At 27.6% G+C, this 25,064-nt stretch carries 27 protein-coding genes and 1 pseudogene; 22 read left to right on the plus strand and 6 right to left on the minus strand.

The genetic code is table 11. The annotated features are described in order from the left end of the window. A partial coding sequence (locus RWY47_RS18150) for a DUF1659 domain-containing protein (RefSeq protein WP_442953955.1) occupies window positions 1-131 on the minus strand: 131 nt, incomplete at its 3' end. A 607-nt stretch (window positions 132-738) separates the two neighbouring features. Here RWY47_RS18150 and RWY47_RS06925 point away from each other — a divergent pair. The 17 genes and pseudogenes from RWY47_RS06925 to RWY47_RS07000 form a co-directional block, all read left to right on the plus strand. Further along, window positions 739-864, plus strand: a complete 126-nt coding sequence (locus tag RWY47_RS06925) for a hypothetical protein (RefSeq protein ID WP_264319152.1) — start codon at window positions 739-741, stop codon at window positions 862-864. Window positions 865-1,631: 767 nt separating this feature from the next. Continuing rightward, window positions 1,632-2,288, plus strand: coding sequence for an N-acetylmuramoyl-L-alanine amidase family protein (locus RWY47_RS06930; RefSeq protein ID WP_223917867.1), 657 nt, complete (start codon window positions 1,632-1,634; stop codon window positions 2,286-2,288). Between the two features lie 146 nt (window positions 2,289-2,434). Next, window positions 2,435-3,187, plus strand: a complete 753-nt coding sequence (locus RWY47_RS06935) for an HNH endonuclease (protein ID WP_247014298.1) — start codon at window positions 2,435-2,437, stop codon at window positions 3,185-3,187. A gap of 1,087 nt (window positions 3,188-4,274) precedes the next feature. Then, window positions 4,275-4,829 (plus strand): hypothetical protein, encoded by a 555-nt coding sequence (locus RWY47_RS06940; RefSeq protein ID WP_223917865.1) that lies wholly within the window; start codon window positions 4,275-4,277, stop codon window positions 4,827-4,829. Window positions 4,830-4,877: 48 nt separating this feature from the next. Next, entirely contained in the window at window positions 4,878-5,690 is an 813-nt protein-coding gene (locus RWY47_RS06945; protein ID WP_223917864.1) for a hypothetical protein, read from the plus strand. A 277-nt stretch (window positions 5,691-5,967) separates the two neighbouring features. Next, window positions 5,968-6,531, plus strand: a complete 564-nt coding sequence (locus RWY47_RS06950) for a recombinase family protein (protein ID WP_223917863.1) — start codon at window positions 5,968-5,970, stop codon at window positions 6,529-6,531. Between the two features lies 1 nt (window position 6,532). Further along, a complete protein-coding gene (locus tag RWY47_RS18155; RefSeq protein WP_223917875.1) occupies window positions 6,533-6,703 on the plus strand; it encodes a recombinase family protein in 171 nt (56 codons plus the stop codon). Between the two features lie 506 nt (window positions 6,704-7,209). Then, window positions 7,210-8,445 carry an MFS transporter gene (locus RWY47_RS06955; RefSeq protein ID WP_223917862.1) on the plus strand — a complete coding sequence of 412 codons (1,236 nt, stop codon included), beginning with the start codon at window positions 7,210-7,212 and terminating at the stop codon, window positions 8,443-8,445. A 184-nt stretch (window positions 8,446-8,629) separates the two neighbouring features. Then, a complete protein-coding gene (hflX, locus tag RWY47_RS06960) occupies window positions 8,630-9,874 on the plus strand; it encodes a GTPase HflX (RefSeq protein WP_223917861.1) in 1,245 nt (414 codons plus the stop codon). 167 nt (window positions 9,875-10,041) lie between these two features. After that, a complete protein-coding gene (locus RWY47_RS06965) occupies window positions 10,042-11,061 on the plus strand; it encodes a 23S rRNA (adenine(2503)-C(2))-methyltransferase RlmN (RefSeq protein ID WP_223917860.1) in 1,020 nt (339 codons plus the stop codon). Between the two features lie 458 nt (window positions 11,062-11,519). Beyond that, a complete protein-coding gene (locus RWY47_RS06970) occupies window positions 11,520-11,846 on the plus strand; it encodes a hypothetical protein (protein WP_223917859.1) in 327 nt (108 codons plus the stop codon). A gap of 693 nt (window positions 11,847-12,539) precedes the next feature. Continuing rightward, window positions 12,540-12,680 (plus strand): hypothetical protein, encoded by a 141-nt coding sequence (locus RWY47_RS06975; RefSeq protein WP_224171217.1) that lies wholly within the window; start codon window positions 12,540-12,542, stop codon window positions 12,678-12,680. Continuing rightward, window positions 12,664-14,622, plus strand: coding sequence for a tetracycline resistance ribosomal protection protein TetB(P) (gene tetB(P) / locus RWY47_RS06980; protein WP_247014300.1), 1,959 nt, complete (start codon window positions 12,664-12,666; stop codon window positions 14,620-14,622). The genes RWY47_RS06975 and tetB(P) overlap by 17 nt, the downstream gene beginning before the upstream one ends. Before the next feature lie 685 nt (window positions 14,623-15,307). Continuing rightward, window positions 15,308-15,913 (plus strand): recombinase family protein, encoded by a 606-nt coding sequence (locus RWY47_RS06985; RefSeq protein ID WP_223917899.1) that lies wholly within the window; start codon window positions 15,308-15,310, stop codon window positions 15,911-15,913. Between the two features lie 151 nt (window positions 15,914-16,064). After that, entirely contained in the window at window positions 16,065-16,445 is a 381-nt protein-coding gene (locus RWY47_RS06990) for a hypothetical protein (protein ID WP_223917898.1), read from the plus strand. Between the two features lie 665 nt (window positions 16,446-17,110). Beyond that, a complete protein-coding gene (gene tetA(P), locus RWY47_RS06995) occupies window positions 17,111-18,373 on the plus strand; it encodes a tetracycline efflux MFS transporter TetA(P) (protein ID WP_224171209.1) in 1,263 nt (420 codons plus the stop codon). Next, a pseudogene (locus RWY47_RS07000) lies at window positions 18,357-18,449 on the plus strand (GTP-binding protein); the annotation flags it as partial. The gene tetA(P) and the pseudogene RWY47_RS07000, both read left to right, overlap by 17 nt. Before the next feature lie 336 nt (window positions 18,450-18,785). Here the strand turns inward: RWY47_RS07000 and RWY47_RS07005 are convergent. Further along, the gene (locus RWY47_RS07005; RefSeq protein WP_224171211.1) at window positions 18,786-19,010 is read right to left on the minus strand and encodes a hypothetical protein; all 225 of its coding nucleotides are present in this window, start codon (window positions 19,008-19,010) and stop codon (window positions 18,786-18,788) included. 199 nt (window positions 19,011-19,209) lie between these two features. After that, window positions 19,210-19,404: a hypothetical protein gene (locus RWY47_RS07010; protein ID WP_223917895.1), complete on the minus strand. Its 195-nt coding sequence runs from the start codon at window positions 19,402-19,404 to the stop codon at window positions 19,210-19,212. A 223-nt stretch (window positions 19,405-19,627) separates the two neighbouring features. Between RWY47_RS07010 and RWY47_RS07015 the strand changes: the two genes are divergently transcribed. The 5 genes from RWY47_RS07015 to RWY47_RS07035 all read left to right on the plus strand — a co-directional run bounded on the left by RWY47_RS07015 (window position 19,628) and on the right by RWY47_RS07035 (window position 24,015). After that, the gene (locus tag RWY47_RS07015) at window positions 19,628-20,146 is read left to right on the plus strand and encodes a GNAT family N-acetyltransferase (RefSeq protein ID WP_223917894.1); all 519 of its coding nucleotides are present in this window, start codon (window positions 19,628-19,630) and stop codon (window positions 20,144-20,146) included. 495 nt (window positions 20,147-20,641) lie between these two features. After that, complete coding sequence (locus RWY47_RS07020) at window positions 20,642-21,871, plus strand: DNA-binding response regulator (protein ID WP_224171212.1); 1,230 nt, start codon at window positions 20,642-20,644, stop codon at window positions 21,869-21,871. A gap of 108 nt (window positions 21,872-21,979) precedes the next feature. Then, window positions 21,980-22,297, plus strand: coding sequence for a hypothetical protein (locus tag RWY47_RS07025; protein WP_223917873.1), 318 nt, complete (start codon window positions 21,980-21,982; stop codon window positions 22,295-22,297). An 84-nt stretch (window positions 22,298-22,381) separates the two neighbouring features. Next, on the plus strand, window positions 22,382-22,636 hold the full coding sequence (locus RWY47_RS07030) for a Mor transcription activator family protein (protein WP_223917872.1): 255 nt from the start codon (window positions 22,382-22,384) through the stop codon (window positions 22,634-22,636). Between the two features lie 842 nt (window positions 22,637-23,478). After that, on the plus strand, window positions 23,479-24,015 hold the full coding sequence (locus RWY47_RS07035) for a GNAT family N-acetyltransferase (RefSeq protein WP_223917871.1): 537 nt from the start codon (window positions 23,479-23,481) through the stop codon (window positions 24,013-24,015). 361 nt (window positions 24,016-24,376) lie between these two features. Here the strand turns inward: RWY47_RS07035 and RWY47_RS07040 are convergent, their stop codons facing one another. The 3 genes from RWY47_RS07040 to RWY47_RS07050 form a co-directional block, all read right to left on the minus strand. Then, window positions 24,377-24,532, minus strand: a complete 156-nt coding sequence (locus tag RWY47_RS07040) for a YvrJ family protein (RefSeq protein WP_223917870.1) — start codon at window positions 24,530-24,532, stop codon at window positions 24,377-24,379. A 76-nt stretch (window positions 24,533-24,608) separates the two neighbouring features. After that, window positions 24,609-24,842: a DUF2922 domain-containing protein gene (locus RWY47_RS07045; protein ID WP_223917869.1), complete on the minus strand. Its 234-nt coding sequence runs from the start codon at window positions 24,840-24,842 to the stop codon at window positions 24,609-24,611. Between the two features lie 24 nt (window positions 24,843-24,866). Then, the coding region (locus RWY47_RS07050) for a DUF1659 domain-containing protein (RefSeq protein ID WP_316030280.1) at window positions 24,867-25,064 on the minus strand (198 nt) is incomplete at its 5' end.

A 25,064-nucleotide genomic window follows, 5' to 3' on the forward strand; every position in this document is an offset into this window, starting at 1 on the left:
TTTGAAAAACTTCTAGTTTTAACTATTGTTCTTCCATTTTCACCTAAACCACAATCATATTTGATTCTTAAAGCGGACATTTGAGCATTTTCTGAAGTATTTGGAGCTAATCTTCCTTCTGGCATTTTCATTCCTCCTTTGAAAATTTAATTTAACTTAAGTGTAGTTTAGATGAACATTTAAGTCCTAAAAGATAGTTGAGAATTATTTAGAATTGAGATTATTGCTGAAAAAAGTTTTTATATTTAATGCTACGCATGAGCTTTTAGAATTAAAAAGGACTGTTATACGTTAAACCTACGGTTAATCAGCCCCAGTATGTACCAAGCTTACGCTTCGTAAAAAATAAGGCATACGAAGTGATGCTACATATTAACTCATATGACAGTGGATTTTTTGATTAGGATATGAGCTAATATGTAGCTTTATTTTTATGCTTACTATTTACTACGTTTCAGCTTGGGCCATACTTTCCCACCGCGCTCTCTGCTCCCCCACCACCTGTCCCTTTGCGTTTAGTAATGAGGGATATTTAAAATTTAAATATAGATTGGTTACTTTGATTTAAGTATATGTAGATATTTGAAGTAGGGAAAAACATCCTACATTAAATATATTTATTTATATATTAGGGTCAAATCTTTTAGGTCAAAATCTAAAAACACAGATTATAGCTGAAAAGCGCTATAACCTGTGTTTTTAGACTAAACCTATATAAATATAATTAAGGCTAGGAATATGAATAAAATAATAGAATATGTAATGGCAGTGTCTATAGTTATAAAAGATCCTTTTTTTGATTTAGATTTTATTTTTTTCAATAGATCAGCTCATTATATATTTAAATTATTATCTATGAATTAATAAATTAAACTTATATATATTGTTATCGGTATACGTGATTTTGATAGTTTGGGAGTTTGGCTATCGCCATCGGGCTTTTCGTTCCAATCTTTTGAGATAAAGCATTCAAAAGGATTTCCACTACAATCCCTAACTCAAAATCATCTTCCAATCGAGAGTCTTATGTTTTTTGATAGCTATTTCGTTTGAATTAAATTTTTATTGGAGTTCGAAAACATTGGCCTACGGCCATGCCCCTCTGACAAATCTAAAAAGCACTCATACACTCGTTCACAACATGCTACAACTTACATCATATTGCATATCATGTAGTTTTCGCATCTTGTCCACTCGTTTGTATTCGTACTTTTTTTAGATTGCCATTCACTGCCCCTTCGCCCAATGCCCTGTTCGTATAGTTTTTTAGTTACATACTTCCATTGTTATTTTCTTTGACCTTCACATTTTGGACTATCAAGTTATTTTGAAATTAAAATTTATTTATTGTATAGATACATTTAGAAGATTGGAATTGGGTTACGGTATGAAAGAGATTTTGTGGAATATAGCTTGGGATAAAAGAGTTGCTCCGCTATCCCAAGCTGGGGACTTTTAGGCTTCTAAAAAGATCATATATTTAAAATATTAATTTGAAATTTTTTATTTAAAATATATTTTTCAAAGATTGAGAGTTTACATCAGTTTTGTTTATTCAATCAACTTCAAATCCTATAATTAAATTATTACAGAAAAGATTAATTTAATTTGTATGTATAGAGGGGAATTTTATGAAGAAACTAGTTATTGATTTAGGTCATGGAGGAAGTGATCCAGGAGCAATTGGACAAGCTGGAACTTTTGAAGCAAATGTAGTTTTAGCTATAGGAAAAGAACTTAATGAGTTATTAAAAGGATTTGACTTAGATGTTAAATTTACAAGGTTATCAGATAAGTTTATTTCATTGATAGAAAGATCTAAAATAGCAAATGAATTTGGAGCAGATTATTTTTTATCTATTCATATTAACTCGGCTTCTGATAAAAGTGTTAGAGGAGTTGAAGTTTGGGAGTATTCAAAGGGAATTGAAAAATTAGATAACTTTTCAATTGGATTATGTGAAGATATTTCAAAGCTATTTAATATAAGAAATAGAGGAATTAAGCTAAGTAAGGAACTTTCAGTTTTAAAACATACTAAGATGTCAGCAGCTTTAGTTGAAGTTGATTTTATATCTAATATTGAAGGAGAAAAAGCTTTAAAAGATAGTAATAATATTAAAGCTATAGCTTTAGCTATTAGAAATAATTTAATAAAGTTATTTGAATTAGAAGCCAATACAAATTTGTATAAGGTTTGTATTGGAGCTTATAGAGATAAAAATAATGCTATAAATCAGGTTAAAATAGCCAAAGAAAAGGGATTTGTTGATGCTTATATAATTTGAAAATAAGTGTTCATGAAAACATCTGTTTTAGTATACACTTGTTCAACTCTAAGTTCTGCAATTATTAAGTTAATAATTGTTTCACTAAACAAGGGGGGATTTATGATAAAAGGATATGTAGATTTACATTTAGTCTAGGAGGAATCATGAAACTATCATATGATGAAGTTCAAAATAAGATAAATGATATATATGGTGTTGGAGAATGGAAAGTAGTTAGATACGTTGGATCTCATAACACTTTAATAATAAGACATAAGTGTGGGATTTTAAAGAGTATAAGTAGAGCAACAAATATTAATTTAGGAACAACAAAATGTATTTGTATGATAAATAAAAATGAAGTCGCAAAGAAAAATTATATTGAACAACGATTACATTTATTTGATGAAATTAATGAAATGATTTTAAAATTAACCAATGAAAAATTTGAATTAGAAGATATAAGCTCTACAAAAATAAAAGTTAATCATAAAAAATGCGATAAATCATTTTGGATTACTGAATCAGAATTTTTTAATAATATAAATTGCAAATATTGTGAAAAAGAAGAAGCACGGAGAAAATTATATGAAAAACGACAAGAGGAGTTAAGAAAAAAAGCAAATGAAAAAAATAATAGAGATGTAACATTTATAAATTGTATAAAAAAAGAATTCAAGAATAAACATGGAAAATTATATTGTCAAATATGTAATTTTAGCTTTGAAGATAGATATGGGGTAAACTATATAGAAGCACATCATATTATACCTTTTTCAAAATTGTGCAAAGAGGATATAAAGAACAAAAATAATATTATTTTTGTTTGTTCTAATTGTCACCAGATGATGCATAAAAGAAAGTTAAGTATAAAAGAGTTAAAAAAATTAATACAAAATAGACAATGCAAAAACTAAATATTATACATAGTAATGAAGATACAACAAAACTGTACATGAAATTAAATTTACATTTTCTTGTACAGTTTTGTTGTATCTATTTACCGTTGATTAAATCTTATTTAAAGGCCATTATTGTACTAGCATTGGATAGCGGAGCAACGGTTTTATCCAATGTGTGATACCACGAAAGTAGTTTGTTACCGTAACCAAGTTGATTTTACTATTAAGTATTTTTATAGGTAGAAACTTCAATTAACCAATTAGTTGATTATACAAAATGTGAAGGTCATATAAATTTCATTGGAATGATGTAACAAAGTGATTAGGTTAGGGCATTGGGCGACGGGGCAGTGAATGGCTATCCTAAAAAAGATACGAACACAGCGAGCAATAAGATATGGAACATACATGATATGAAATATGATGTATGTGGAGTATGTTATTAGCGAGTAGTGTGAGTGCTTTTTAGGATTTGGCAGAGGGGCACGACCGTTAGGTCATATGCGATTAAAAGAACTTAAAAATAATATAACATCAAATACTATATAAGTTACGATGGAATAATGGCTTTGAGTTAGCGATTGAATCGAAAATCCTTTTTAGTGTTCTTTGCTAAAAAGATTGTAGCGTAAAGCGCGGTGGCGATAGCCAAACTCCATAAGTATTAAGATTAAGTATAGTAGCAATAAGAGCTATAGATATATAAATGTATTTTAATATAAAATAAATAGTAACATAAAAATTATTAATATAAGTTTTGTATGGGATATGTATTGGAAGTGTATTAATAGTATAAGTAATAGTAGTGTTTTAGTCTGGCATCACAGTTTGAAGTGGTTTTTACTTCAATCTGTGAAGTCAGACTAGACCCATAAGTTTGACCCAAACATATAAATAAAAAGAGTTGAGGTAGGAGTGATTTTTCTCCTACTTCAACTCTTTTCTTATTTATTAAATTAAAAGTTTACATCAAAAAAATATAGTTAATCTTAAATGAAGATATATTTTTAAAACGTAATATATATGGCTCTTAAAGTTCAAAAATGATAATATATATACAAAAGTAATACAAAAACAATACATCCATAATAGGAGGTAATTAATGAATAAAGAAGAGTTTAATAGTTTAAATTTTGAAGATAAAATTTCTTATATAAATAATAAGCTAATTGAGGGGCAGACTGTTACTAAAATTAGAGAAAGCATAGGTATAGGAGAGAAGACTCTTCAAAGAGAAATAAAGTCAAATGGCTATAAGTATGATAATAAATTAAAGCAATATACAGCCAATACAACGTCCAATACAGAATCCAATACAAAGATAAATGATATAGTTGTATTGGATAAGAATACAAATCCAATACTAAAAGAATCTCAGAAAAAAGCAATTAATTTTTTAGAAGAAAATATAGAAGTATTTGAGATATTAGTTGAGAAATTTAAAGCCAATACAACATCCAATACAAACTCCAATACAGAGAAAAATCAGCTAATTATAGACCTAATAGATGATAAACATCTGAAGCCACAAGCTAAGGCATTTAGAGTTAATATGTTTGTTTATAAGGAGTGGCAAGAGTTTTGTGAGAAGCAAAGATATAGTAAGCAAGATTTATTATCTATGGCTATGAAGGAATATATGGAAAAATATAAATAAATAGATTTAATAACTTAATGATATAATTAAATTAAAGGCGGTGAACTAATGAAAAAGCCAAATTATGAAGATTTTATAATGAAAAGAGCAATGGATATATTTGCAGAAGAAGGTCTTAAGTTCTTTGGAATAGATAAGAAAGTAAAGGACAGTGGGCCAACAGAATTGGTTGTTTTAGATAGTAAGAATATGTATATGGATTATACTTTTTTAATGGAAGATGATAGCTATATACACTTTGAGTTCCAGACAACTAATAAAGGTGTAGAGGATCTAATGAGATTTAGAACTTATGAAGCACTACTTAACCATCAAACAAAAAAAGAGGTTACTACATATGTTGTTTACTCAGGTGATATCAAAAATCCAATTAGTGAATATAATTGTGGTATAAACACTTATAAGGTAAATGCTATATCTATGGTCAATGAAGATGGAGATAAAGTATTTGATGAAATAATAGATAAGATATCTAAAGGGAATGATATAGATAAACAAGATATAATAAAGCTTACATTTACACCAGTTATGGGTGGAAAAATGAATAAAAGCGAAAAGATATTAAAGGCCATAAAGTTAAGTAAAGAAATAACTAGTCAATATAAAAGAGATATGGAATCTATTTTATATGCTTTTGCTAATAAATTTTTAAGTGGTAAGGATTTAGAAAAAGTAAAGGAGGAGCTTAGAGTGACTGAATTAGGAAAGAGTTTAATCGATGAAGGTAAGGATGAAGGTAAGAAAGAAAAAGCTATAGAGATAGCAAAGAAGGCTATATTAAAAGGAATGGATAATGAAACTATAAAAGAGCTTACAGACTTAACAATAGAAGAGATTGAAACAATAAGACATGTTATATAGTTAAGAGGTTTATTATTAAAAATAATAGAATTTTAATTAGTTTGAAAAGCTTTGATAAATAAATTAAAATAGTTTATAGAAAAATTAAAAAACAGAGAAGATAATTTAAATTAAAAGCATTGAAATTACTTAGATTTACATAAATATATATAATAAAAAAGTCAAGTTTGAGCCGACAAACTTGACCTTTTTTAGGTTAAAATTTCATTATCAATTTGTTATAGAATCTAAAAATTAAATGAAAATACATTAATAAACTACAACTTGGAGGGCTGACATGAAGAAAAAAGCAGTTGGATATTGTAGGATATCTACTTTAATGCAGGTAGATAATACTTCACTTAAGGACCAAGAAGAAAAAATTAGGATGTATGCTAAACTTCACGATATTGTGATAGATAAAATGTTTATAGATAAAGCAGTGTCAGGTAAATCTACAGATAGACCAGAGTATGATAAGATGATGGAATATGTTAAAGAAAATGATATAGATATGATTATAGTTTATAAAAATGATAGGATACATAGAAGTTTATATAATTTATTAGCTATGATTTATGATCTGCAAAAGTATGAAGTAGCATTAGTAAGTGTTACAGAGATGTTTGATACTTCAACACCACAAGGAATGTTGTTTTTACAGATGCTAGGGAGTTTTGCAGAATTTGAAAGAGCAGTTATCAATGAAAGAACTAGAAATGGAAGAATAGCAAGATTAAATGAAAATAAGTGGGTTGGTGGTAAGCCATCACTTGGATATAAAGTAAATAAACAGGGTCAGTTTGAAATTGATGAAGAAGAAGCTAAAATAGCTAAGGTCCAAGGGGCTTTCATTAGCTAAGATAGGCGCTAAGTATGGATTTTCTAAGCAGAAAGTAGATTATATTCTAAAAAATAAGAACTATATAGGGATATTCAACTACGAAGGAAAGAAAGAAAAAAATGATATAACAATTGAAATAGAGGCAATAGTATCAAAGTATATGTGGAATAAAGTAAATAATTATAAATGATTGATTAACTTATTTTTTAGTTTATTAATTAAAGAGTAAATTATATAGGTATTATTATCTTTAGACACTGAAATCGTATAGCGTATGATTGTTTTGTTACAAAATGAGAGTTTGGGGCAAATTTTAAATTATAATATAAATAGCTTTACAAGCAATTGAGTTTTTGTTATTATTATTGAAGCAATAAATAGAAAAGGAGTGATATTCATGAAAAATTTATATATGATAATCAATAAATTAAATAAAACACATATTACTCCAACAAAAACGTATTAATATAAGCAACAATATATTTATGTCAAATATATGCCCTGGAGTATTAATTTATAATATTTCAGGGTATTTTTATATTTACCTAATAATAAGGAGGTATCATTATGAACGCGAAACAAGCGGTTATTATATTTGGAATATAGCGCACAGAAGTGTGGCTATTAAAAAAATAAAGTCATAACTTCTGTGCTATTTAGATTAATTAAAATAGCAAATATAAGGAGATTATGAACATGAAAAAAGAATTAATTAAAGAAGAAAATAAGAATTGGCAAAAAATATTTTATACAATATCACTAGGGCAGGCATTTTCTATATTAGGAAGTAGTATAGTTCAATTTGCAATAGTATGGTACTTAACAGTGAGTACAAATTCAGCAATAGTATTGACATTTGCATCTATGGTGAGCTTTTTACCACAGGCTATTCTAGGTCCATTTATAGGAACTATAGTAGATAAATCGAAGAGAAAAAATATAATGATTTATGCAGATTTATCTATATCGCTAGCAACATTAGTTTTATTATTTTTATTTATAAACCAAAAAGAATCATTAGGGATGATATATTTTGTACTTGCAATTAGATCGATAGGAACTAGTTTCCATATGCCTGCAATGCAATCATCAATACCTATGATTGTACCTCAAGATAAATTAAGCTTAGCGGCAAGTATAACTCAATTTATACAATCTATATCAAATATAGCAGCACCAGCTCTTGGGGCATTAATTTTTGCGAAATACTCGATAGAATATATTTTAATGATAGATATTGTTGGAGCTATAATAGCAGTTGCAACATTGTTATTTGTTAAAATACCTAATCCGCCAAAAAGTCAGGATGATGCTAATAGTGAAGGTATGATTCAAGAAATGGTATATGGATTTAATGAACTGAGAAAAAATAAAGGTATATTTATTCTTACAGTTATATTATCTATAAATACGATTATATTTATGCCGATTGCATCATTGTTCCCTCTTATGGTTAGTAATCATTTTAATGGAGGCGCTTATGAGGCAGGATTTGTAGAAATTACATTTGCAATAGGATTACTTGTAGGGTCTGTACTATTAGGTATTATTGGTGAAAAATATAAGAAGAGCAACATAATTAGTTTAGCAATTGTGATATTTGGAGTAGCATTAACTGTATCAGGTATGCTTCCGACTAATTATTTAGTAGTTTTTGCATTAATGTCAATGATTATGGGATTAGCAGGACCACTAATTGGCGGAGCGAACTATGTTTTACTTCAAAGTAAAATAGAACCGAGTGTATTGGGTAGAGTTATTTCAATTAGCAGTAGTATGATGCTTTTAGCAACACCAATAGGGCTTTTGGTAGCAGGGCCAGTAACTCAGGTAATTGGTATTGATAAGTGGTTTTTAATATCAGGAGTTCTAACAATGACAATTGGATTTGTATGCAAATTCAATAGAGATGTTAGTAAGATTGAAAAATAGTATTAGCTAAAATAGATATAAATTAGGAGGTAACACATGATGGTTATATGTAGAGGTATATTTTTCTTAAGATTAAGAGGATAAGGCACGGATTGTGACTATTATCTTAACTTAATCAAAAGTCATAATTCCGTGATACTTAAATATTGAAATTTAAATATAAGGATTATAGGAGATTATGAACATGAGAAAAAAAGGAATACTTATAGGTATTAATATAAATAATAAAATTAATTTTGATGAGTCTATGATAGAGCTTAAAAATTTATGCCAAGCTTGTGAAATAGATGAAATTGCTCAGATTAAACAGAATGCGAAAAAAGTAAATTCGAAATTCTATATGGGAAGCGGAAAAATTAAAGAATTACGAGATTTAATAATAGATAAAGATGTTGATATAGTAGTATTTAATAATGAACTATCAGCATCACAAATAAAAAATATTGAAGATGAAATAGAGTGTAGTGTCATAGACAGAACAGCTCTAATACTAGATATATTTGCAAATAGAGCAAAAACTAGAGAAGCTAAGCTACAGGTAGAAATAGCAAGACTTCAATATGAGCTACCAAGGATAATTGATGACAATGAAGATTTAGGTCGTCAAGGTGGTGGAGCAGGACTTAAAAATAGAGGTTCGGGAGAAACAAAACTAGAATTAGAGCTTAGAAGAATAAAGGATAGAATAGTAAATCTAAATAAGGAATTAGAGACTGTAATGTCTCAAAGAGAGATTCAAAAAAGTAAAAGAAAAAAATCAAGCATACCAAATGTAGCGCTAGTAGGATATACGAATGCAGGAAAATCATCAGTTATGAATGTATTTGTAGAAAAATTCATAAATAATGAAGATAAAAAAGTATTTGAGAAAAATATGCTATTTGCGACATTAGAAACTTATGTAAGGAATATAAAATTACCAGACAATAGATCGTTCTTATTATCAGATACGGTAGGATTTGTAGGTGATTTACCACATAATTTAGTTAAAGCTTTTAGATCAACTCTAGAAGAAGTGTGTGATGCTGATTTATTACTTCATATTGTAGATATTTCTAATCCTAATTATGAAAATCATATTAAGGTTACTAATGAAACATTACGCCAAATTGGAGCAGAAAATATTCCTTCAATTTATGTATTCAATAAAAGTGATTTAATTGAATTAGATGAATTAAGTGATGATAGAATTTTAATTTCAGCTAAAAACAATATAGGTATAGATGAATTAGTAGAATCTATATGTAAGCAAATATTTGCAGATTATATAAATTTAAAAATAGAGGTTCCTTATATAGAGGCAAAGATGATATCTTATATAATGGAAAATGAAGCTATTATAAATTTTGAATATACAGAGAATGGTGTTATGTTCCATATTGAATGTAGTAAAGTTGAATATGTCAAATATAAAGAATTTATAATTTAGTATAGAAAAATGTAATAATAAAATGATATGTTATCATTTATTTGGAGGTATAACAAAATGATTATAAACTTTATGAGAATTAGATAGTACCGCAAGTTTTGTTGCGGTAAATCCGTATTACAAAGCTTGCTATTGCAGTCTAATTTGTAATATAGGAGAAAACTAAAATGAGTAAAAAAAGAACTTTTGTATCGATTGATGATATTATTAATGAGCCTTATGGCTATACGTATAAAGAAATTTCTGAGTGTATGGGTGAAAGCGAAGCAAAAAGAATGTTTTTTTCTTTATATAAAGAAAAAAACAAAAACCAACATCAGACAATTAAAATCCATAGTGTTAACAAGGATGGTACTGGAACACAAAAATATGTATTTAAATTAAGCGATAATAACTATATTGAAACTGTTAGTATTAAGCGAAGAAATGGAACTACAGCCTGTGTAAGCACTATGGTAGGATGTCCTGTAGGATGTATATTTTGCGAATCTGGGAGTAATGGTTTCATCCGAAATCTTACCCCTTCTGAGATTGTTCAACAAGTAGTTTTATTACCCAAGGATGTAAATAGAATTGTATTTATGGGAATGGGAGAACCTCTATTCAATTATGATTCGTTAATAAAGTCTATTCATATTCTACGTGATAGGAATGGTCTTGATTTTTCAACATCAGGGATAACAATATCTACAGTAGGGCCGTTGAATCAACTTAAGAAACTTCGTGAAGAACACATTAAAATTCAGTTGACTCTTTCGTTGCATGCAACAACTCAAAAGGTCAGAAATATGATAATTCCTAATATGGCGAAGAGTGATGTAAACTCTACTGTTGAGTCTATGCTATCATATTCCGAGCGACACAATAGGAAAATAACTATAGCATATCTTCTGATTCCTGGTGTAAATGATAAAGTTTCTGATGTCGATAAGCTTATAAAATGGTTTTATGGCAAGAATGTTATGATTAACCTTTTGCAGTATAACCCTACTAATTGCGGAAAATTTAAAAGACCAAACAAGCAGATGTTGTCCGATTTTAAGATGAAACTGGAAAAGGGCGGGCTTTATGTTAAAATTAGAGAGTCTAAAGGAACTAATATTAATGCAGCATGTGGACAATTAGTTAGTGAATATAATAAGAAAAAAAATCCAGATAGCAAGAAAAATGCTAATACGTGCAAATAGATAATTAATTGATGTGTATAAAAAAAGCTGTTGCAACTTCTAGATAATTTAATACTAAAATTTGCATCCAAAAAAGCAGCACCCATTATAATAATGAGGTGCTGTTTTTTAATATAATGATATCTCTCAACGTTCAGACTAAAATAGGTCAATCAATTGCTAAATCTTATATTTATTGACTATAGTCAAGTTTATTAATAATTATGTACTTGAATACAGTTATAAATATCAATATTCAAGAAATCATAGTAAAATCAATGGATTGAACAAACTTTGGTGCTAAATTTCAGAAAAAACGTAGATTGGTCTATTGATATAGAGCCAATAATATCTAAGTATATGTGGAGTAAGATTAATAATAAAAAAGTAGGTGTATCGAAAAGTGTTCTCTTAGTATTGGGGTACTTTAGTACTGTTTCGATTTTAGTTAAAGAAAGGATGTTTTTTAGGAGGTTCTCATGGATGATAAAAAGCTTTGGTTAAAGATTAGTGGTAGTATCAATTACTACTTACAGTATTATAGTAAAAGAATGACTAATGAAGAATTATTAAAAGACTATTTAGAGTATGCATTACCTGATATGGATGGAGATGGAGTTCATACTTATTTGGACAAGCAGACTTTAGAAAGAATTGTTGTAGATGAAAAAATGATGGATAAAGCTAAAACTGCTTTTATGGGGCGACTTGAAAAAAGAAGAGCCAAGGAATTACCAGTAAAAGAAGAAAAGAAAGTATTAGCTCAAGTTATTGATTTTTCAAAATATAAAAAATTAAAAGGATGATATTACTCTAGAAATAGAGGCAATAGTATGCGTTCTTCGTTTTGGTATAAGTCTTATGTGATAGTTCAATCGCTGATTTTCACACGTATCTCTTCACCTATATGAAAATAGCTAAACCGTTGCAATCATCGGGAAAAATAGACTTAATGTGTGAAATATAAATTTTATCCATGGCACCACCTTTAGCAGAAATATAAGTATTGAAAAAGAATTAAAATTTATATATAATGTAATTATACTAAATATAAATATGAAAAATATGAACTTAAAGGAGTTGTAAATATGCGCAAAGAGGTAGTTTTTAACTAAACTAACTGAATAATGATTGTTTTTAAAGGATATGAAAAAATCTTGAATAACTCAAGGTTTATTTGTGTGCTCTAAAAATAATTAGTATTATAATGAGCGTATTACATCTCTATTTGTAGGATAGAAAAACTATGTTCTAAACATAGTATTTTTTATGTCTATTTTTACTATATCTATAGATATGGTATAAGATTTTAATTTATACGGCTTAATCATAAGCTATATAAATTAAAGTTCTATATTTCATGTTTATATTTAGGTTATATAATTATGAGGCTGTAAGTGAACTATGTTCATTTACAGCTTTTTTTGCGTATAAAGAAACGAAGTCGTCTGAGCAACGTGTTGACGAAGCGAATTTTTTAATTTAAGGAGAATATCTTGATGATTTATATATTAAAATATGAAAATTATAAAAAACAAACAAAGTTTTTAAGAAATACTAGGATAGTGATGATTAATGGACATATAGATAAAAAGACAGCTGCTAGAGTTGGAGGTGATGAATATGAAGAAAATAATTAATATAGGAATCATAGCACACGTAGATGCAGGAAAAACAACTATAACAGAAAATTTATTATATCATAGTGGAGCTATAAAATCAGTTGGAAGAGTTGATTTAGGCAATACACAGACTGATTCTATGGAGCTTGAGCGTAAGAGAGGAATTACTATTAAATCGTCAACAATATCTTTTAATTGGAATAATGTTAAGGTGAATATTGTTGATACTCCAGGACATGTGGATTTTATTTCAGAAGTTGAACGTTCATTAAGTGTATTAGATGGAGCAATACTAGTTATATCAGGGGTAGAGGGGATTCAGTCACAAACAAGAATATTATTTAACACATTAAAGGAGCTAAACATTCCAACCATAATTTTTGTAAATAAACTAGATAGAATTGGAGCAAATTTCAATAAGGTGTTTGAAGAAATAAAGAAGAGTATGTCCAATAAAGTAGTTAGAGTACAAGAAGTATATGATGCGGGAAGCAAAGCTGTTCATATAAAAGATTTATTTGATACAGATATGATAAATGACGATGCTATTAATGTTTTATCAGACTTAGACGAAGTATTTTTAGAAAATTATATCGGAGGAATAGAACCAGATAAAGAAGAAATACAAGAAAAGCTTTCATTGTATGCAAGAAAAGGAAGCTTATATCCAGTGTTTTGTGGTGCTGCAGCAATTGGACTTGGAATTGAATATTTATTAGATGGAATTTGTAGTTATTTACCATTTGCAGGTAATGATGGTGAAAGTGATTTATCTGGTGTAGTGTTTAAAATAGAAAGAACAAGTAAAAATGAGAAGAAGGTTTATGTAAGATTATTTGGAGGGAAAATATCTGTAAGAGATAAAATTCAAGTATCTAATAAGGATATAGCAGAAAAAGTAAAGAAGATTAATAAGTTAGAAAATGGAGTGATTATTGAATCACAGAGTATAGAAGCAGGTGATATAGGTATCTTAAATGGACTTACAAGTTTTCAAGTGGGAGATGTTATTGGAATTTCAAATGATAAAATTAAAAATATATCCATAGCTAAACCCGCATTAAAAACAACAATTTCTGCAATTGATAAAGAAGAAAATACAGAGTTATTTAAAGTATTGACATTACTTGTAGAGGAAGATCCATTACTAGAGTTAGAGATGAATGACGAGGATAAAGAAATATATGTTAACTTATTTGGTGAAGTTCAAATGGAAATACTAAGTTCTATGATAGATGATTTATATGGAATAAAAGTAGAGTTTTCGAATATTCAGACTATCTATAAGGAAACACCTAAAGGCATGGGAACAGCAATAATGCACATGCAGGAAGGCCTAAATCCATTTTGGGCGACTGTAGGCCTAGAAATAGAGCCAGCACGCAGAGGTGAAGGTCTTATGTATATTTCTAATGTTTCAGTAGGATCATTGCCAAAATCTTTTCAAAATGCAATTGAAGAAGCTGTTATTAAGACAAGTAAGCAAGGCTTATTTGGATGGGAGGTTACAGATGTAAAAGTCACTCTTAGCTGTGGTGAATTTTTTAGTCCAGCTAGCACTCCAGCAGATTTTAGAAATGTAACACCAATGGTATTTATGGAAGCATTGTATAAAGCACAAACTGCTTTACTGGAGCCATTAAATGAGTTTGAGTTAAGAATTCCTCAAAATGTTTTAAGCAAGGCGATTTGGGATTTAGAAACTATGAGAGCAACTTTTGATAATCCGATTATTATAGATGATGAATTCTCAATAAAAGGATTAATTCCAGTAGAAAACTCGAAAGAATATAAAATGAAGATAGCTTCATACACAGAAGGTAGGGGAATGTTTATGACAAAATTTTATGGATATAAGGAAGCTTCATCTGAACTTGTTAAATCACGTAAAAAAACAACTTATAATCCATTAAACAAAAAAGAGTATTTGCTTCATAAATTAAACGCAATTAGAAATTAAATTTAAATAGATAAAAAATTAAAAACTAGGTTATAAAAATCAGCAAACAATTAACTAAACACAGTAATTAAAGTAGTTCCAAAGACTTTTGCTAATGGAATAGATGGTGTAGGGTTACACCAAATTAGAGTTAATGTTATTTTAAATAACATTGTGTGCTAATAAAGACGTTTTATTAAATTTTTTAATTATATAAATAAATTTATACTAATATTATAACCTTATACCATTGAACTATATTAAATAGATTCCGTACTAGATAGGGATACAAATAACTAATATATTAAAAAGGGGCTGTCTCAACAAAAAACGAACTCTATATGACTAGAGTTCATTTTTTTATATACCATTTGATGAGGATACTGATTTATTATATTCAAGGCCGTCATCATATGATATAAATCTCAAATCACATCCACGCTTTGAATTAAAACGAACAGTCGAAGATTATTACATAGTATCTAAATTTATATTACGGGGGACACCGAGATACGTGTAAAAACCGGCAACAAGTTCTTTGAAACCATTGCAATTACTTATGTTTCATTTCAAAAAGTACACCTTTTGAAATGTCTATTTGATTATACTTTTTGCATTTCAAAATATCAACTTTTTATTATTTGAAATATTTCAGATAAGTAGTATACTTATTGAAGTGAAAATGACGGCAAAGGAGAAATCATAAATGAGAAAGTTTTTTTATGCAAGAGTAAGTAGTAAGGATCAGACTTTAGAAAGACAAATTGTAGAGGCTAAAAAATTAGATATTGAAGAAGAATATGTATTTTTAGAAGTTGCTAGTGGAAAGGACTTCAAAAGGCCAGAATATCAACTTCTAAAGAGGATGCTTAGAGAAGACGATATTTTATACATAAAATCATTAGATAGACTTGGTAGAAATAAGCAAATGATTTTAGATGAATGGAATGAACTTGTAAAAATAAAGAAAGTAGATATAGTAATTTTAGATATGCCATTACTTGATACAACTAAGTATAAAGATATGAATGGATTAGAGAATTTAATCTCAGATATAATCCTACAATTACTAAGCTATATGGCTGAAGATGAGAGAACTAGGATAAAAGAACGTCAAAAAGAGGGTATAAAAGCTGCGCTTGATAAAGGTATTAAGTTTGGTAGACGAAAAATAGAACCAGGGGATAATTTTGAAGAAGTTTATAAGAAGTGGAAAAATAATGAAGTAACAGCCGTTAAGGCTATGAAATTGCTTGATTTGAAGAGTAATACATTTTATAGAAGAGTTAAGGAATACGAATCTAAAAAATAAGTAAAAAAATCAGTCATATCAATGTGTCTACAGAAGATGTGGCCGGTTTTTACACGTATCTCGGTCTCCCCCGTATATAGAATTATTACTGCCATTAATTAAACCATTTAAAAATCCTGAAAAAAACTATATAAATATATATATTACAATAATGAGTTATATTTATTCGGTACTTATAACTACAAAAATAAAAAATCCAATTTTATATAAAAAAATAATTGATGCAGATTATAATTTAGATGAGATTATAACACATTTTGATTTACTTGACTTTAGCTCTTTTAATGAGTATGTATGTGGATGGCATAAAAAGCCACTCCAAGAAGTCATTGACCCTGTTTTTAAAATGTATTTAGATTTAAATTTAAGTAAACTAGAAAATATATCTGATTTTTATTCTAATGATTTTATTGTAGGATTAAAAAATAATGATGGAAATTTTATATCTGATTCTAGATTTGATTTATCACTACTTTTTAGAAACAAAGAGTTAAATATAAATGATAAACTAGAATTTATTGACGGATTTTAAAAATAAAAAATCTATTTCTACAATTATATAAATTTTTATAAAAAATGGTATAACAAATTATAATATAAATATCAAATAAATTTATTGAAGAAAATTAAAAATATATATATAATGTAATTATACTAAAATATAAACATGAAAAATATAAATATAAAGGAGATGTAAATATGCGCAAAGAGGTAGTTTTTAACTAAACTAACTGAATAAGGATTATTTTAAAAAGTACATGAAAAATCTTGAAAAACTCGAAAAAAATTTGAATTATTCGAGGTTTATTTGTGGTAGAATCAATTGTTAAAAATATTGATGTTACCATGTTTATTTGTGTACTCTAAAAGTAATCAGTATTATAATGAGCATGTTACACCTCTATTTGCAAAATAGTAAAGCCGTGTTCTAAACACGGCTTTTTTATGTCTATTTTTGCTACATTTATAGATATAGTATAAGATTTTAATTTAAATAGCTTAATCATAAGTTATATAAATTAAGGTTCTATATTTCATGTTTATATTTAGATTATATAATTATGAGGCTGTAAGTGAACTATGTTCATTTACAGCTTTTTTTGTTTAAGGAGATTATTTTGATGATTTATATATTTAAATATGAAGATTATAAAAAACAAACAAATTTTTTAAGAAATATTAGGATGGTGATGATTAATGGTTAATAAACTTTCAGCATATAAAACTTATTTATTATTTTCAGCTATTACAGCAATGTGTTTTTCATTAGTGGCTACAGTTATGATAGTATATCACATTGAAACGGTTCATTTAAATCCACTTCAGATTATACTTGTTGGAACTACTTTAGAATTAGCATGCTTTATATTTGAAATTCCTACAGGTATAGTTGCAGATGTGTACAGTCGTAAACTATCTACTGTTATTGGTGTAGTTTTAACAGGAGTGGGATTTATCTTAGAAGGTTCTATTTCTAGTTTCATTTTCGTACTTATAGCACAGGTTGTATGGGGATTAGGTTCTACTTTTATCAGTGGATCTGTTGAAGCTTGGATTGCAGAAGAAGAGAAAGTTAAAGAATTGGATGAAATTTTTATAAAGGGAGCACAAGCAGGACAGATAGGATCGGTTATTGGAATAGTACTAAGCACTGTAATAGCTAATTTATCTGTAAGACTACCTATTATAGTTAGCGGAGTTTTATTTATAATTCTTGCATTATTTTTATGGTTATATATGCCAGAAAATAATTTTAAATCATCTGCGCCAGAGGATTTAAATACATTCAAAAAGATGGGATATACCTTTGAATCTGGTCTTAAATTTATAAAAAGTAAACCTATAATTATAATTTTACTTTCAGTAACTTTATTTTATGGATTATCCAGCGAAGGTTATGATAGACTTTCTAACGTGCATTTTTTACAAGATACTACACTTCCTAAACTTGGAAACCTTAAATCAGTGACTTGGTTCGGAATTTTTGGAATTGCAGGAATGATTTTGAGTGCTATAGTAATGCATTTTATGGCAAAGAAGCTTAAGGATGATGATAAGAATCAAAATGGAAAGCTGTTATTATGTATAAATATATTTTATATATCATTTATGTTCATATTTGCTATTACAAAAAGCTTCAACTTAATGCTAATAACTTATCTAGCGACAAGTACCTTTAGAACTATAAATGAACCGATATTTAGTGCATGGCTTAATGGACATATAGATGATAATGCCAGAGCTACGGTGCTTTCTATAAATGGACAAATAAATGCCTTAGGTCAAATTTTAGGTGGACCAATTATAGGAATCATAGCTACAAAAATTTCAGTAAGTATTGGTATAGCATGTACTTCGCTATTAGTAACACCGGTATTAGTGTTATATATTGTTTCTATGATAATGGATAAAAAGGCGGCTAATAGAGTTGGGTGTGATGATTATGAAGAAAAAAATTAATATAGGAATTGTAGCACACGTTGATGCAGAAAAAACAACTATAACAGAAAACTTATTATATCATAGTGGAGTTATAATCCATTGAATAAAAAAGAGTATTTGCTTCATAAATTAAACGCAATTAGAGGTTAAATTTAAATAGAAATATTTTATAACTATGATAAAGCTAGATGAGGTAAAAATACTTTATCTAGCTTATTTTGTAAGTATGTTTTCTAATATTTCACTTTTGTTTAACATAAAAAGCGTGTACCTTACTTCGGATAATCCAATTTAATTATCGCACTTTTTGGAAGAATACACACTTTATTTTATACATCCTTATTATACTATTTTACTTTTAATTATTTAATAATATATTTATACTCTTCTTTTTATAGTTCTAAGTTATCTCTCTTTATTAATTTTATACCTATCTACTTTTTCTCTTATGTGATCTTACATATACGCTTTTACCACTTTTTATTCTTCTGTAGTGTCCTTTTACATTATTTCCAAAGTATGATGTTGTATTATTATAATCAAATCCAGAATAGTTATTATTGCAACCAGATGATTTATTTCCATTAGATATTTTTAACATATTATAGATGCAACAAATTAAAATACAAAATATTAAACCTCTAACTATATCCATTTTAACCTCCTATGTTTCAGTATATTAATAAAATACTTTTACATTAAGGTAATTATTCAATATTTTTAATGAAGTTAGTTTTATATATATTGAGAGAAACCGAGATACATGCAAAATCATCAACTTAGCTCTGTATAAGATTGGTAACTATGTATAAATTTCTATAGACTTTAAAATCATTTCTATTTGTTCTGTTTTTTCAATTGAACCTTTTATTATCATATATTTTATAATTTATCTTTTGATTTTTAAATCCATATTTATATACTATTTCTATCTTTGCAGCGATACTATTATCAATAAATTCAGAAATTAAATCTACAAAATCATAAGTATTGTTTCCTAACTCTCTAAATAAATTATCTGATGGTTCTATTTTAATTACTGTATTCATTCTCGCATTTCCATTTCATGTCTCTTTGTAAAATTTTATAATATTAATAACATCTACTTAACTATAGGCCAACTTGTGTTTTTTCCGAAATTTTGCATCACAAGTACTTTAATTCCAATATATTCATAAATTAAAAATTACGGTTAATTTAAAACGATATAAAGGAAAATTATATTTATAACAAGAAATCTAATCTTATATAAACAAGAAAGGATATACTAAAATGAATACACAGAAAGAAATAATTGTAAGAAAAGCTACAAAAGAAGATGCTAAAAAAATGATTGATTACCTGAATACGATTGGTGGCGAAACAGACTTTCTTACCTTTGGAAAAGGTGATGTAAAAGATACTGAAGAAGAAAGAGCTAATAGAATAGAAGCGACTAATAGTAGTTCTAACTGTGTTCTTATGGTTGCTACTATAGATAATGAATTAGTTGGTTTAGGCTCTATTTTTTCTAGTAATTCTCCAAGAATGAAGCATATAGGAGATTTAGGTATGTCTGTAAAAAAAGATTACTGGGGTATGGGCGTTGGAAGTTCTATTATAGAAAATTTAATTACGTGGAGTAAAAATAATGGAATAACTAGAAAGATAAATTTATTAGTAAGAGAAGACAATACAAGAGCTCTAAAGTTATACGAAAAACATGGATTTGTAAGAGAGGGTTTGCTTAGCAGAGATTTTTATATTAATGATAAATTTTATAGTTCTATTCAAATGGGACTTGAAATTTAGAAAAATGCCAATGTGTATATCTAGAAAATAGTATACTCATTGGCATTACTAGTATATAGGCACTTGTGACGCATTTTTTCATGAAAAACACAAGTTGGCCTACTTTAAATACTAAAATATATAAGAAACAAGAAAAAATGTTGCCTAAAACGACCTCTTAGTATTGGGGGACTTTAGTCCTGTACTACTTTTTTGTATTTTATGTACTAAATATGCAATATATGTTACAATTTACCTATAATAATCGGATAATAAAAAAAGTCAGGACCCGTCGCCAAACAAGTTCCTAACTTTTAAACAAGAACCCTAAAAAGATAAGAGAATCTTAATAGAGAGTTTTTATATATTTATTATAAAACTAATTACATGTTTTTTATACATGAAGTTTTATTTTATATAGTCATTTTAACACATGGCTACATAAGTGACAATATATATAAATAACTTCTCTTGTCTTTTGGGTGTATTATCAGAGGAATGAGGGGAGTTTTTTTAGTGCAAGCAATAAAATTAAATATAAATGATGAAATTAATATAGATAAATCAAAGGAACATTTAGAAAAATTACATGGTAATAGCAATGGATATATGACTGTTGCTAGTAAAAATCCAAATTATAGTCAATGGCATTATAAGAAAGTTGAGCTTTTAGAGAAAACAGAAGAGATAGTAAATGGAATAAATGATTATATATCTCAAAATACTTTCTATAAGCCACAAAGAAGAATTGAGAATATAAAAGAGCTTAGAGCAGTTTATATTGATATAGATTGTTATAATTCAAAATATACCAAAGATGCAGTTCAATATTTTTTAGAACATGATTTATATGGATGTAAAATACCGAGGCCTAACTATTTAATAGATAGTGGAAGAGGTCTTTATTACATAGTTTTAATTAAACCAGTTCCAAGTATGGCACTACCTTTATGGTACGCAGTTCAAAGATATTTATTTAATACTTTAAAAGAGTTTGGAGCAGATGCAAATGCACTTGATCCAACTAGGGTTTTAAGAATTGTTGGGACTATGAATTCAAAAAGTGGAACATCTGTAAAAGTTTTAGATGAATATGACTATGAATACTCATTAAGAGAAATACAGGAAGAATATCTTCCAGAAATCAGCCCTAAGAAAAAGAAATCAAAGGGTAGACCTAAAAAGATGGTAAGTCTTTTTACAGAGTATAGCCTTTATTATTCTAGATTAATGGATATATCAAAGATTTGTGAGCTTAGAAATTATGATGTAGAAGGTCATAGAGAAGTTATTTTATTTTTATATAGGTATTACTCTGCATGCTTTACAGAGGATACAGAAGAAGCACTTAGACGAGCATTAGAATTAAATTCTATGTTCATAAAACCACTACCTGAAAATGAGGTTATTAGAGATACTAAATCAGCTACAAAAGCATATGAAAATAGATTATATAAATATACAAATACAAAGTTAATTCAAATATTAGATATAACTTTAGATGAGCAGCAATATTTAAAAACTATTATATCAGGTAAAGAAAAGTATAGAAGAAGTGCAGATGAACAAAAAGAAAAGAAAAAAGCTAAAAGAAGAAATGAAAATGGATTAACTAAAAGGGAACAGGCAAAGAAAGATTTAATAGAAGCAATATCAGGATTAAAATCTCAAGGGTTAAAGCAAAGAGAAGTTGTAGAGCAATTAAACATAGGAATTGCAACAGTAAAAAGATATTGGAATACATAGAAATGTATATTTGTAAAAAGGTATCACGAAACGTCCTCTTAGTATTGGGGGACTTTAGTCCTGTATCGCTTTTACACGAAAAAAAGTGTTTAGGAAAGAGGTATTTACATGGATTCTAAAAAGTTATGGTTAAAAATAAGTGGGAGTATTACTTATTACTTTAAATACTATAATACTAAATTAAGTAATGAAGAATTATGGTTGGATTATGTAGAGTATGCATTACCAGATATGGAAGGTGATGGAGTTCATACTTATCTAGATAAACAAACATTAGAAAGAGTTATTGTAGATGATGAAATGATGGACAAGGCTAAGGTTGCATTTATGGAGAGGTTAGAAAAAAGAAGAGTTAATGAAGTAAATGTAAAGAAAGAAAAGAAAGTTCTAGCTGATGTTATTGATATTTCAAAATATAGAAAATAATAGAGAGTTTTTAAGATTTTTAGTAGGTAAAAAAATATATTTGTAGAATATCCATATAAATAAGTTTTTTTATAGGAGGATGTTATGGATTTGAAAATAAGTGATTTACCTCCACAATTTGAAAATATAGCTATGAGGGTTGGAATAGATATAACTAAGATGCTATTTGAAGAATTTGGAGGGACATCTGTGTACTTTCCTACTGAAAAGATGATATATAAAGAAGCTCGTGATAGAGAGATTTTAGAAAAGTTCAATGGATTTAATGTAAAGGAATTGGCGAGTATTTATAATATGTCTGAGAGTTACGTGAGAGCTATTATTCGCAAAAATAAATAACCAATTTGATTTTTTATAATTTTAATTGTATTATTAGAATCTAAATAGAATTTTAGATTTTTAACAAAATATCCATTAAAAAAGGAGCTCTATAATCTATTTTTAGATATGGAGCTCCTTTTTTAAGTAGAAGTAGATTAACAAGCTAAATAACAAAAGAAAAAGATAGAAATTACTTAATTTAGTTTTAATACTATATTTTTATTAATTTCATGATTAAATAGCTAATTAACAATATTAAAAAGTTAAAGTGAATTATAAAAAATACTGAGAAATCACTGAAAAAATAAAGTCAATGGATTGTAAAATTTAAAACTATTAATTTAAGGGCAACTTTAAAAAATAAGGTTTGAATAAAAGTGAAAAAACTAAGAAAGAGTGTATCTATTGAAATGTAGTAATTTAAATAGATACACTCTTTTTGGATTTGGACTATTCCCTAAATCTAAATTTTAAGACTTGTTGTTTTTAATATAAAAAAACTGTACCTGAAACGGTGTTTTTTATCTATTGTACAGTTTGACTCGAAATTTAAATATGTTCATCAAATCATGAAAAATTAGATAAGCTAGGTAACGAGGTTAAATTGAGAAAAACAAGACCCATGAGTTAAGGTTTGGGGTGTGTTAGCCCCTTTTTAAAGGGGTATAAGGTTTTACAAAAAGGCTATGTTTTTTAGATCAATGTTGAAATTTAGAAATGTATAAATAGATTTAATTGATTTAGAAATAATGATATATTTAATATATAGTTTAATCGTTTATTAATGCGTAGTTGTATAAAACTGTTTACTATTCAACTTGATTTGAAGAAACTAATTAAAAGTTATTGGGGGGGAAAAAATGAAACAATTAAAATTAAAGACGGGAAATAATGTTGTAATCAGAAAAGTAAATAAGTCTGATTCTAAATCAATATTAGAGTATATTGATGCAATTAGTAAAGAATCAGATTTTTTGACATTTGGACAAGGTGAGTTTGGTATGTCTATAGAGCAGGAAGAAAGTTTTATTGAAAATATTTCCAAACAAAATAATGGATTGTTTATTATTGTGGAGATAGAGGGAAAGATAGTTGGAAACTTAAGTTTTTCAGGAGGTACAAGACAAAGAATAGCACATACTGGAGAGTTTGGAGTTAGTGTTTTAAAAGAATATTGGGGTCAAGGTATAGGGACTAAATTAATAGAATATCTAATTGATTGGGGCAAAGAGTCAGGCATAATAAGAAAAATAAATTTAAGAGTTAGAAGTGATAATCACTCAGCAATTCATATTTATAAAAAACTTGGATTTAATGAAGAAGGACTTATAACAAGAGACTTTTTTATTAATGAAAGGTTTTATGATTCTATATTTATGGGATTTATTATTGACTAATATATTCCTAATGAAAAAAATGAGGATTTTACCCGTTAAGCAAAATTAAACTAGTAATTCTAATGTTTGTAGCGATTTAAACATTCCATTAAGAAACTATAAAAACATATAGATTTTCTATATTTTAAAATAATTCTGATACAAGTTAAATGGGACACTTCAAACCATTGATTTTATTTAAACTTGTAAGTATTTCAATAAAGTATACTCTAAAAACACATTTAAAGATATGTAGTAAAAATCCCCTGAGAATCCATTTACTTGAATTATCAGGGGACTAACTTATAACTAATACTTAAAGTGAAATTTTAAGGATATATAAAAAAGTGTATCTTTTGAAAAAAGTTCAATAGATACACTTTTATTTTTTATTATTCAATTCATATATATTTGAACTAAGTGAATTTATACTAGTAGTCAAACTTTCAAGCTTACCTTCTATTCTAACTAACAAATACATTGTAACTATAGCTGGGAACCCCAAATTTGACACTAGAGTCATTAAATCTAGTTCCACCTACTTATTCCTCCAATTAATCTTTAAAAATTATTAGAACGTCCCTCATAAGGTTAGAGAGACGTTCCATGTGATACTATATAACTAAGTCATATCCAGTAGTTGCAGTTTGAACTACTTTTGCTTCTACTGCTGCTTCTAATTCTTCACCAAATTTAGGAGCAAATATATTTTTAGTAACTATTTGATTCATTGCATCTTTTATTTCTGCTTCATTTAAATCTTCTCTAGGATCTGATACAAATAAACTTACTTTTCTTCCAAGTGTTGTAGAGAAAACCATTAATAATCTAGTTTCTATATTACGCATTTTCTAATCCCCTTTCTTATTTTATTAATTTGCTGGTGTTAATTCTGTGTTGTCTATTCTTACTACAGATAACACATCATTCTTTTGTAGTGAATTTAATATTTCAGCTACATTGTAAACATTAACAGCTACTGCATCAGGCTTAACATTTGAAAAACTTCTAGTTTTAACTATTGTTCTTCCATTTTCACCTAAACCACAATCATATTTGATTCTTAAAGC

The organism is Paraclostridium sp. MRS3W1 (assembly GCF_032465715.1).
GTDB classification, from domain to species: domain Bacteria; phylum Bacillota; class Clostridia; order Peptostreptococcales; family Peptostreptococcaceae; genus Paraclostridium; species Paraclostridium dentum.

What these genes read in the sequence shown, in the direction of transcription:
- RWY47_RS06925 (WP_264319152.1), top strand. Translation starts at nt 739, where the DNA reads ATGAATAAAATAATAGAATATGTAATGGCAGTGTCTATAGTTATAAAA.
- RWY47_RS06930 (WP_223917867.1), top strand. Translation starts at nt 1,632, where the DNA reads ATGAAGAAACTAGTTATTGATTTAGGTCATGGAGGAAGTGATCCAGGA.
- RWY47_RS06935 (WP_247014298.1), top strand. Translation starts at nt 2,435, where the DNA reads ATGAAACTATCATATGATGAAGTTCAAAATAAGATAAATGATATATAT.
- RWY47_RS06940 (WP_223917865.1), top strand. Translation starts at nt 4,275, where the DNA reads ATGAATAAAGAAGAGTTTAATAGTTTAAATTTTGAAGATAAAATTTCT.
- RWY47_RS06945 (WP_223917864.1), top strand. Translation starts at nt 4,878, where the DNA reads ATGAAAAAGCCAAATTATGAAGATTTTATAATGAAAAGAGCAATGGAT.
- RWY47_RS06950 (WP_223917863.1), top strand. Translation starts at nt 5,968, where the DNA reads ATGAAGAAAAAAGCAGTTGGATATTGTAGGATATCTACTTTAATGCAG.
- RWY47_RS06955 (WP_223917862.1), top strand. Translation starts at nt 7,210, where the DNA reads ATGAAAAAAGAATTAATTAAAGAAGAAAATAAGAATTGGCAAAAAATA.
- hflX (WP_223917861.1), top strand. Translation starts at nt 8,630, where the DNA reads ATGAGAAAAAAAGGAATACTTATAGGTATTAATATAAATAATAAAATT.
- RWY47_RS06965 (WP_223917860.1), top strand. Translation starts at nt 10,042, where the DNA reads ATGAGTAAAAAAAGAACTTTTGTATCGATTGATGATATTATTAATGAG.
- RWY47_RS06970 (WP_223917859.1), top strand. Translation starts at nt 11,520, where the DNA reads ATGGATGATAAAAAGCTTTGGTTAAAGATTAGTGGTAGTATCAATTAC.
- RWY47_RS06975 (WP_224171217.1), top strand. Translation starts at nt 12,540, where the DNA reads ATGATTTATATATTAAAATATGAAAATTATAAAAAACAAACAAAGTTT.
- RWY47_RS06985 (WP_223917899.1), top strand. Translation starts at nt 15,308, where the DNA reads ATGAGAAAGTTTTTTTATGCAAGAGTAAGTAGTAAGGATCAGACTTTA.
- RWY47_RS06990 (WP_223917898.1), top strand. Translation starts at nt 16,065, where the DNA reads ATGAGTTATATTTATTCGGTACTTATAACTACAAAAATAAAAAATCCA.
- RWY47_RS07005 (WP_224171211.1), bottom strand. Translation starts at nt 19,010, where the DNA reads ATGGATATAGTTAGAGGTTTAATATTTTGTATTTTAATTTGTTGCATC.
- RWY47_RS07010 (WP_223917895.1), bottom strand. Translation starts at nt 19,404, where the DNA reads ATGAATACAGTAATTAAAATAGAACCATCAGATAATTTATTTAGAGAG.
- RWY47_RS07015 (WP_223917894.1), top strand. Translation starts at nt 19,628, where the DNA reads ATGAATACACAGAAAGAAATAATTGTAAGAAAAGCTACAAAAGAAGAT.
- RWY47_RS07025 (WP_223917873.1), top strand. Translation starts at nt 21,980, where the DNA reads ATGGATTCTAAAAAGTTATGGTTAAAAATAAGTGGGAGTATTACTTAT.
- RWY47_RS07030 (WP_223917872.1), top strand. Translation starts at nt 22,382, where the DNA reads ATGGATTTGAAAATAAGTGATTTACCTCCACAATTTGAAAATATAGCT.
- RWY47_RS07035 (WP_223917871.1), top strand. Translation starts at nt 23,479, where the DNA reads ATGAAACAATTAAAATTAAAGACGGGAAATAATGTTGTAATCAGAAAA.
- RWY47_RS07045 (WP_223917869.1), bottom strand. Translation starts at nt 24,842, where the DNA reads ATGCGTAATATAGAAACTAGATTATTAATGGTTTTCTCTACAACACTT.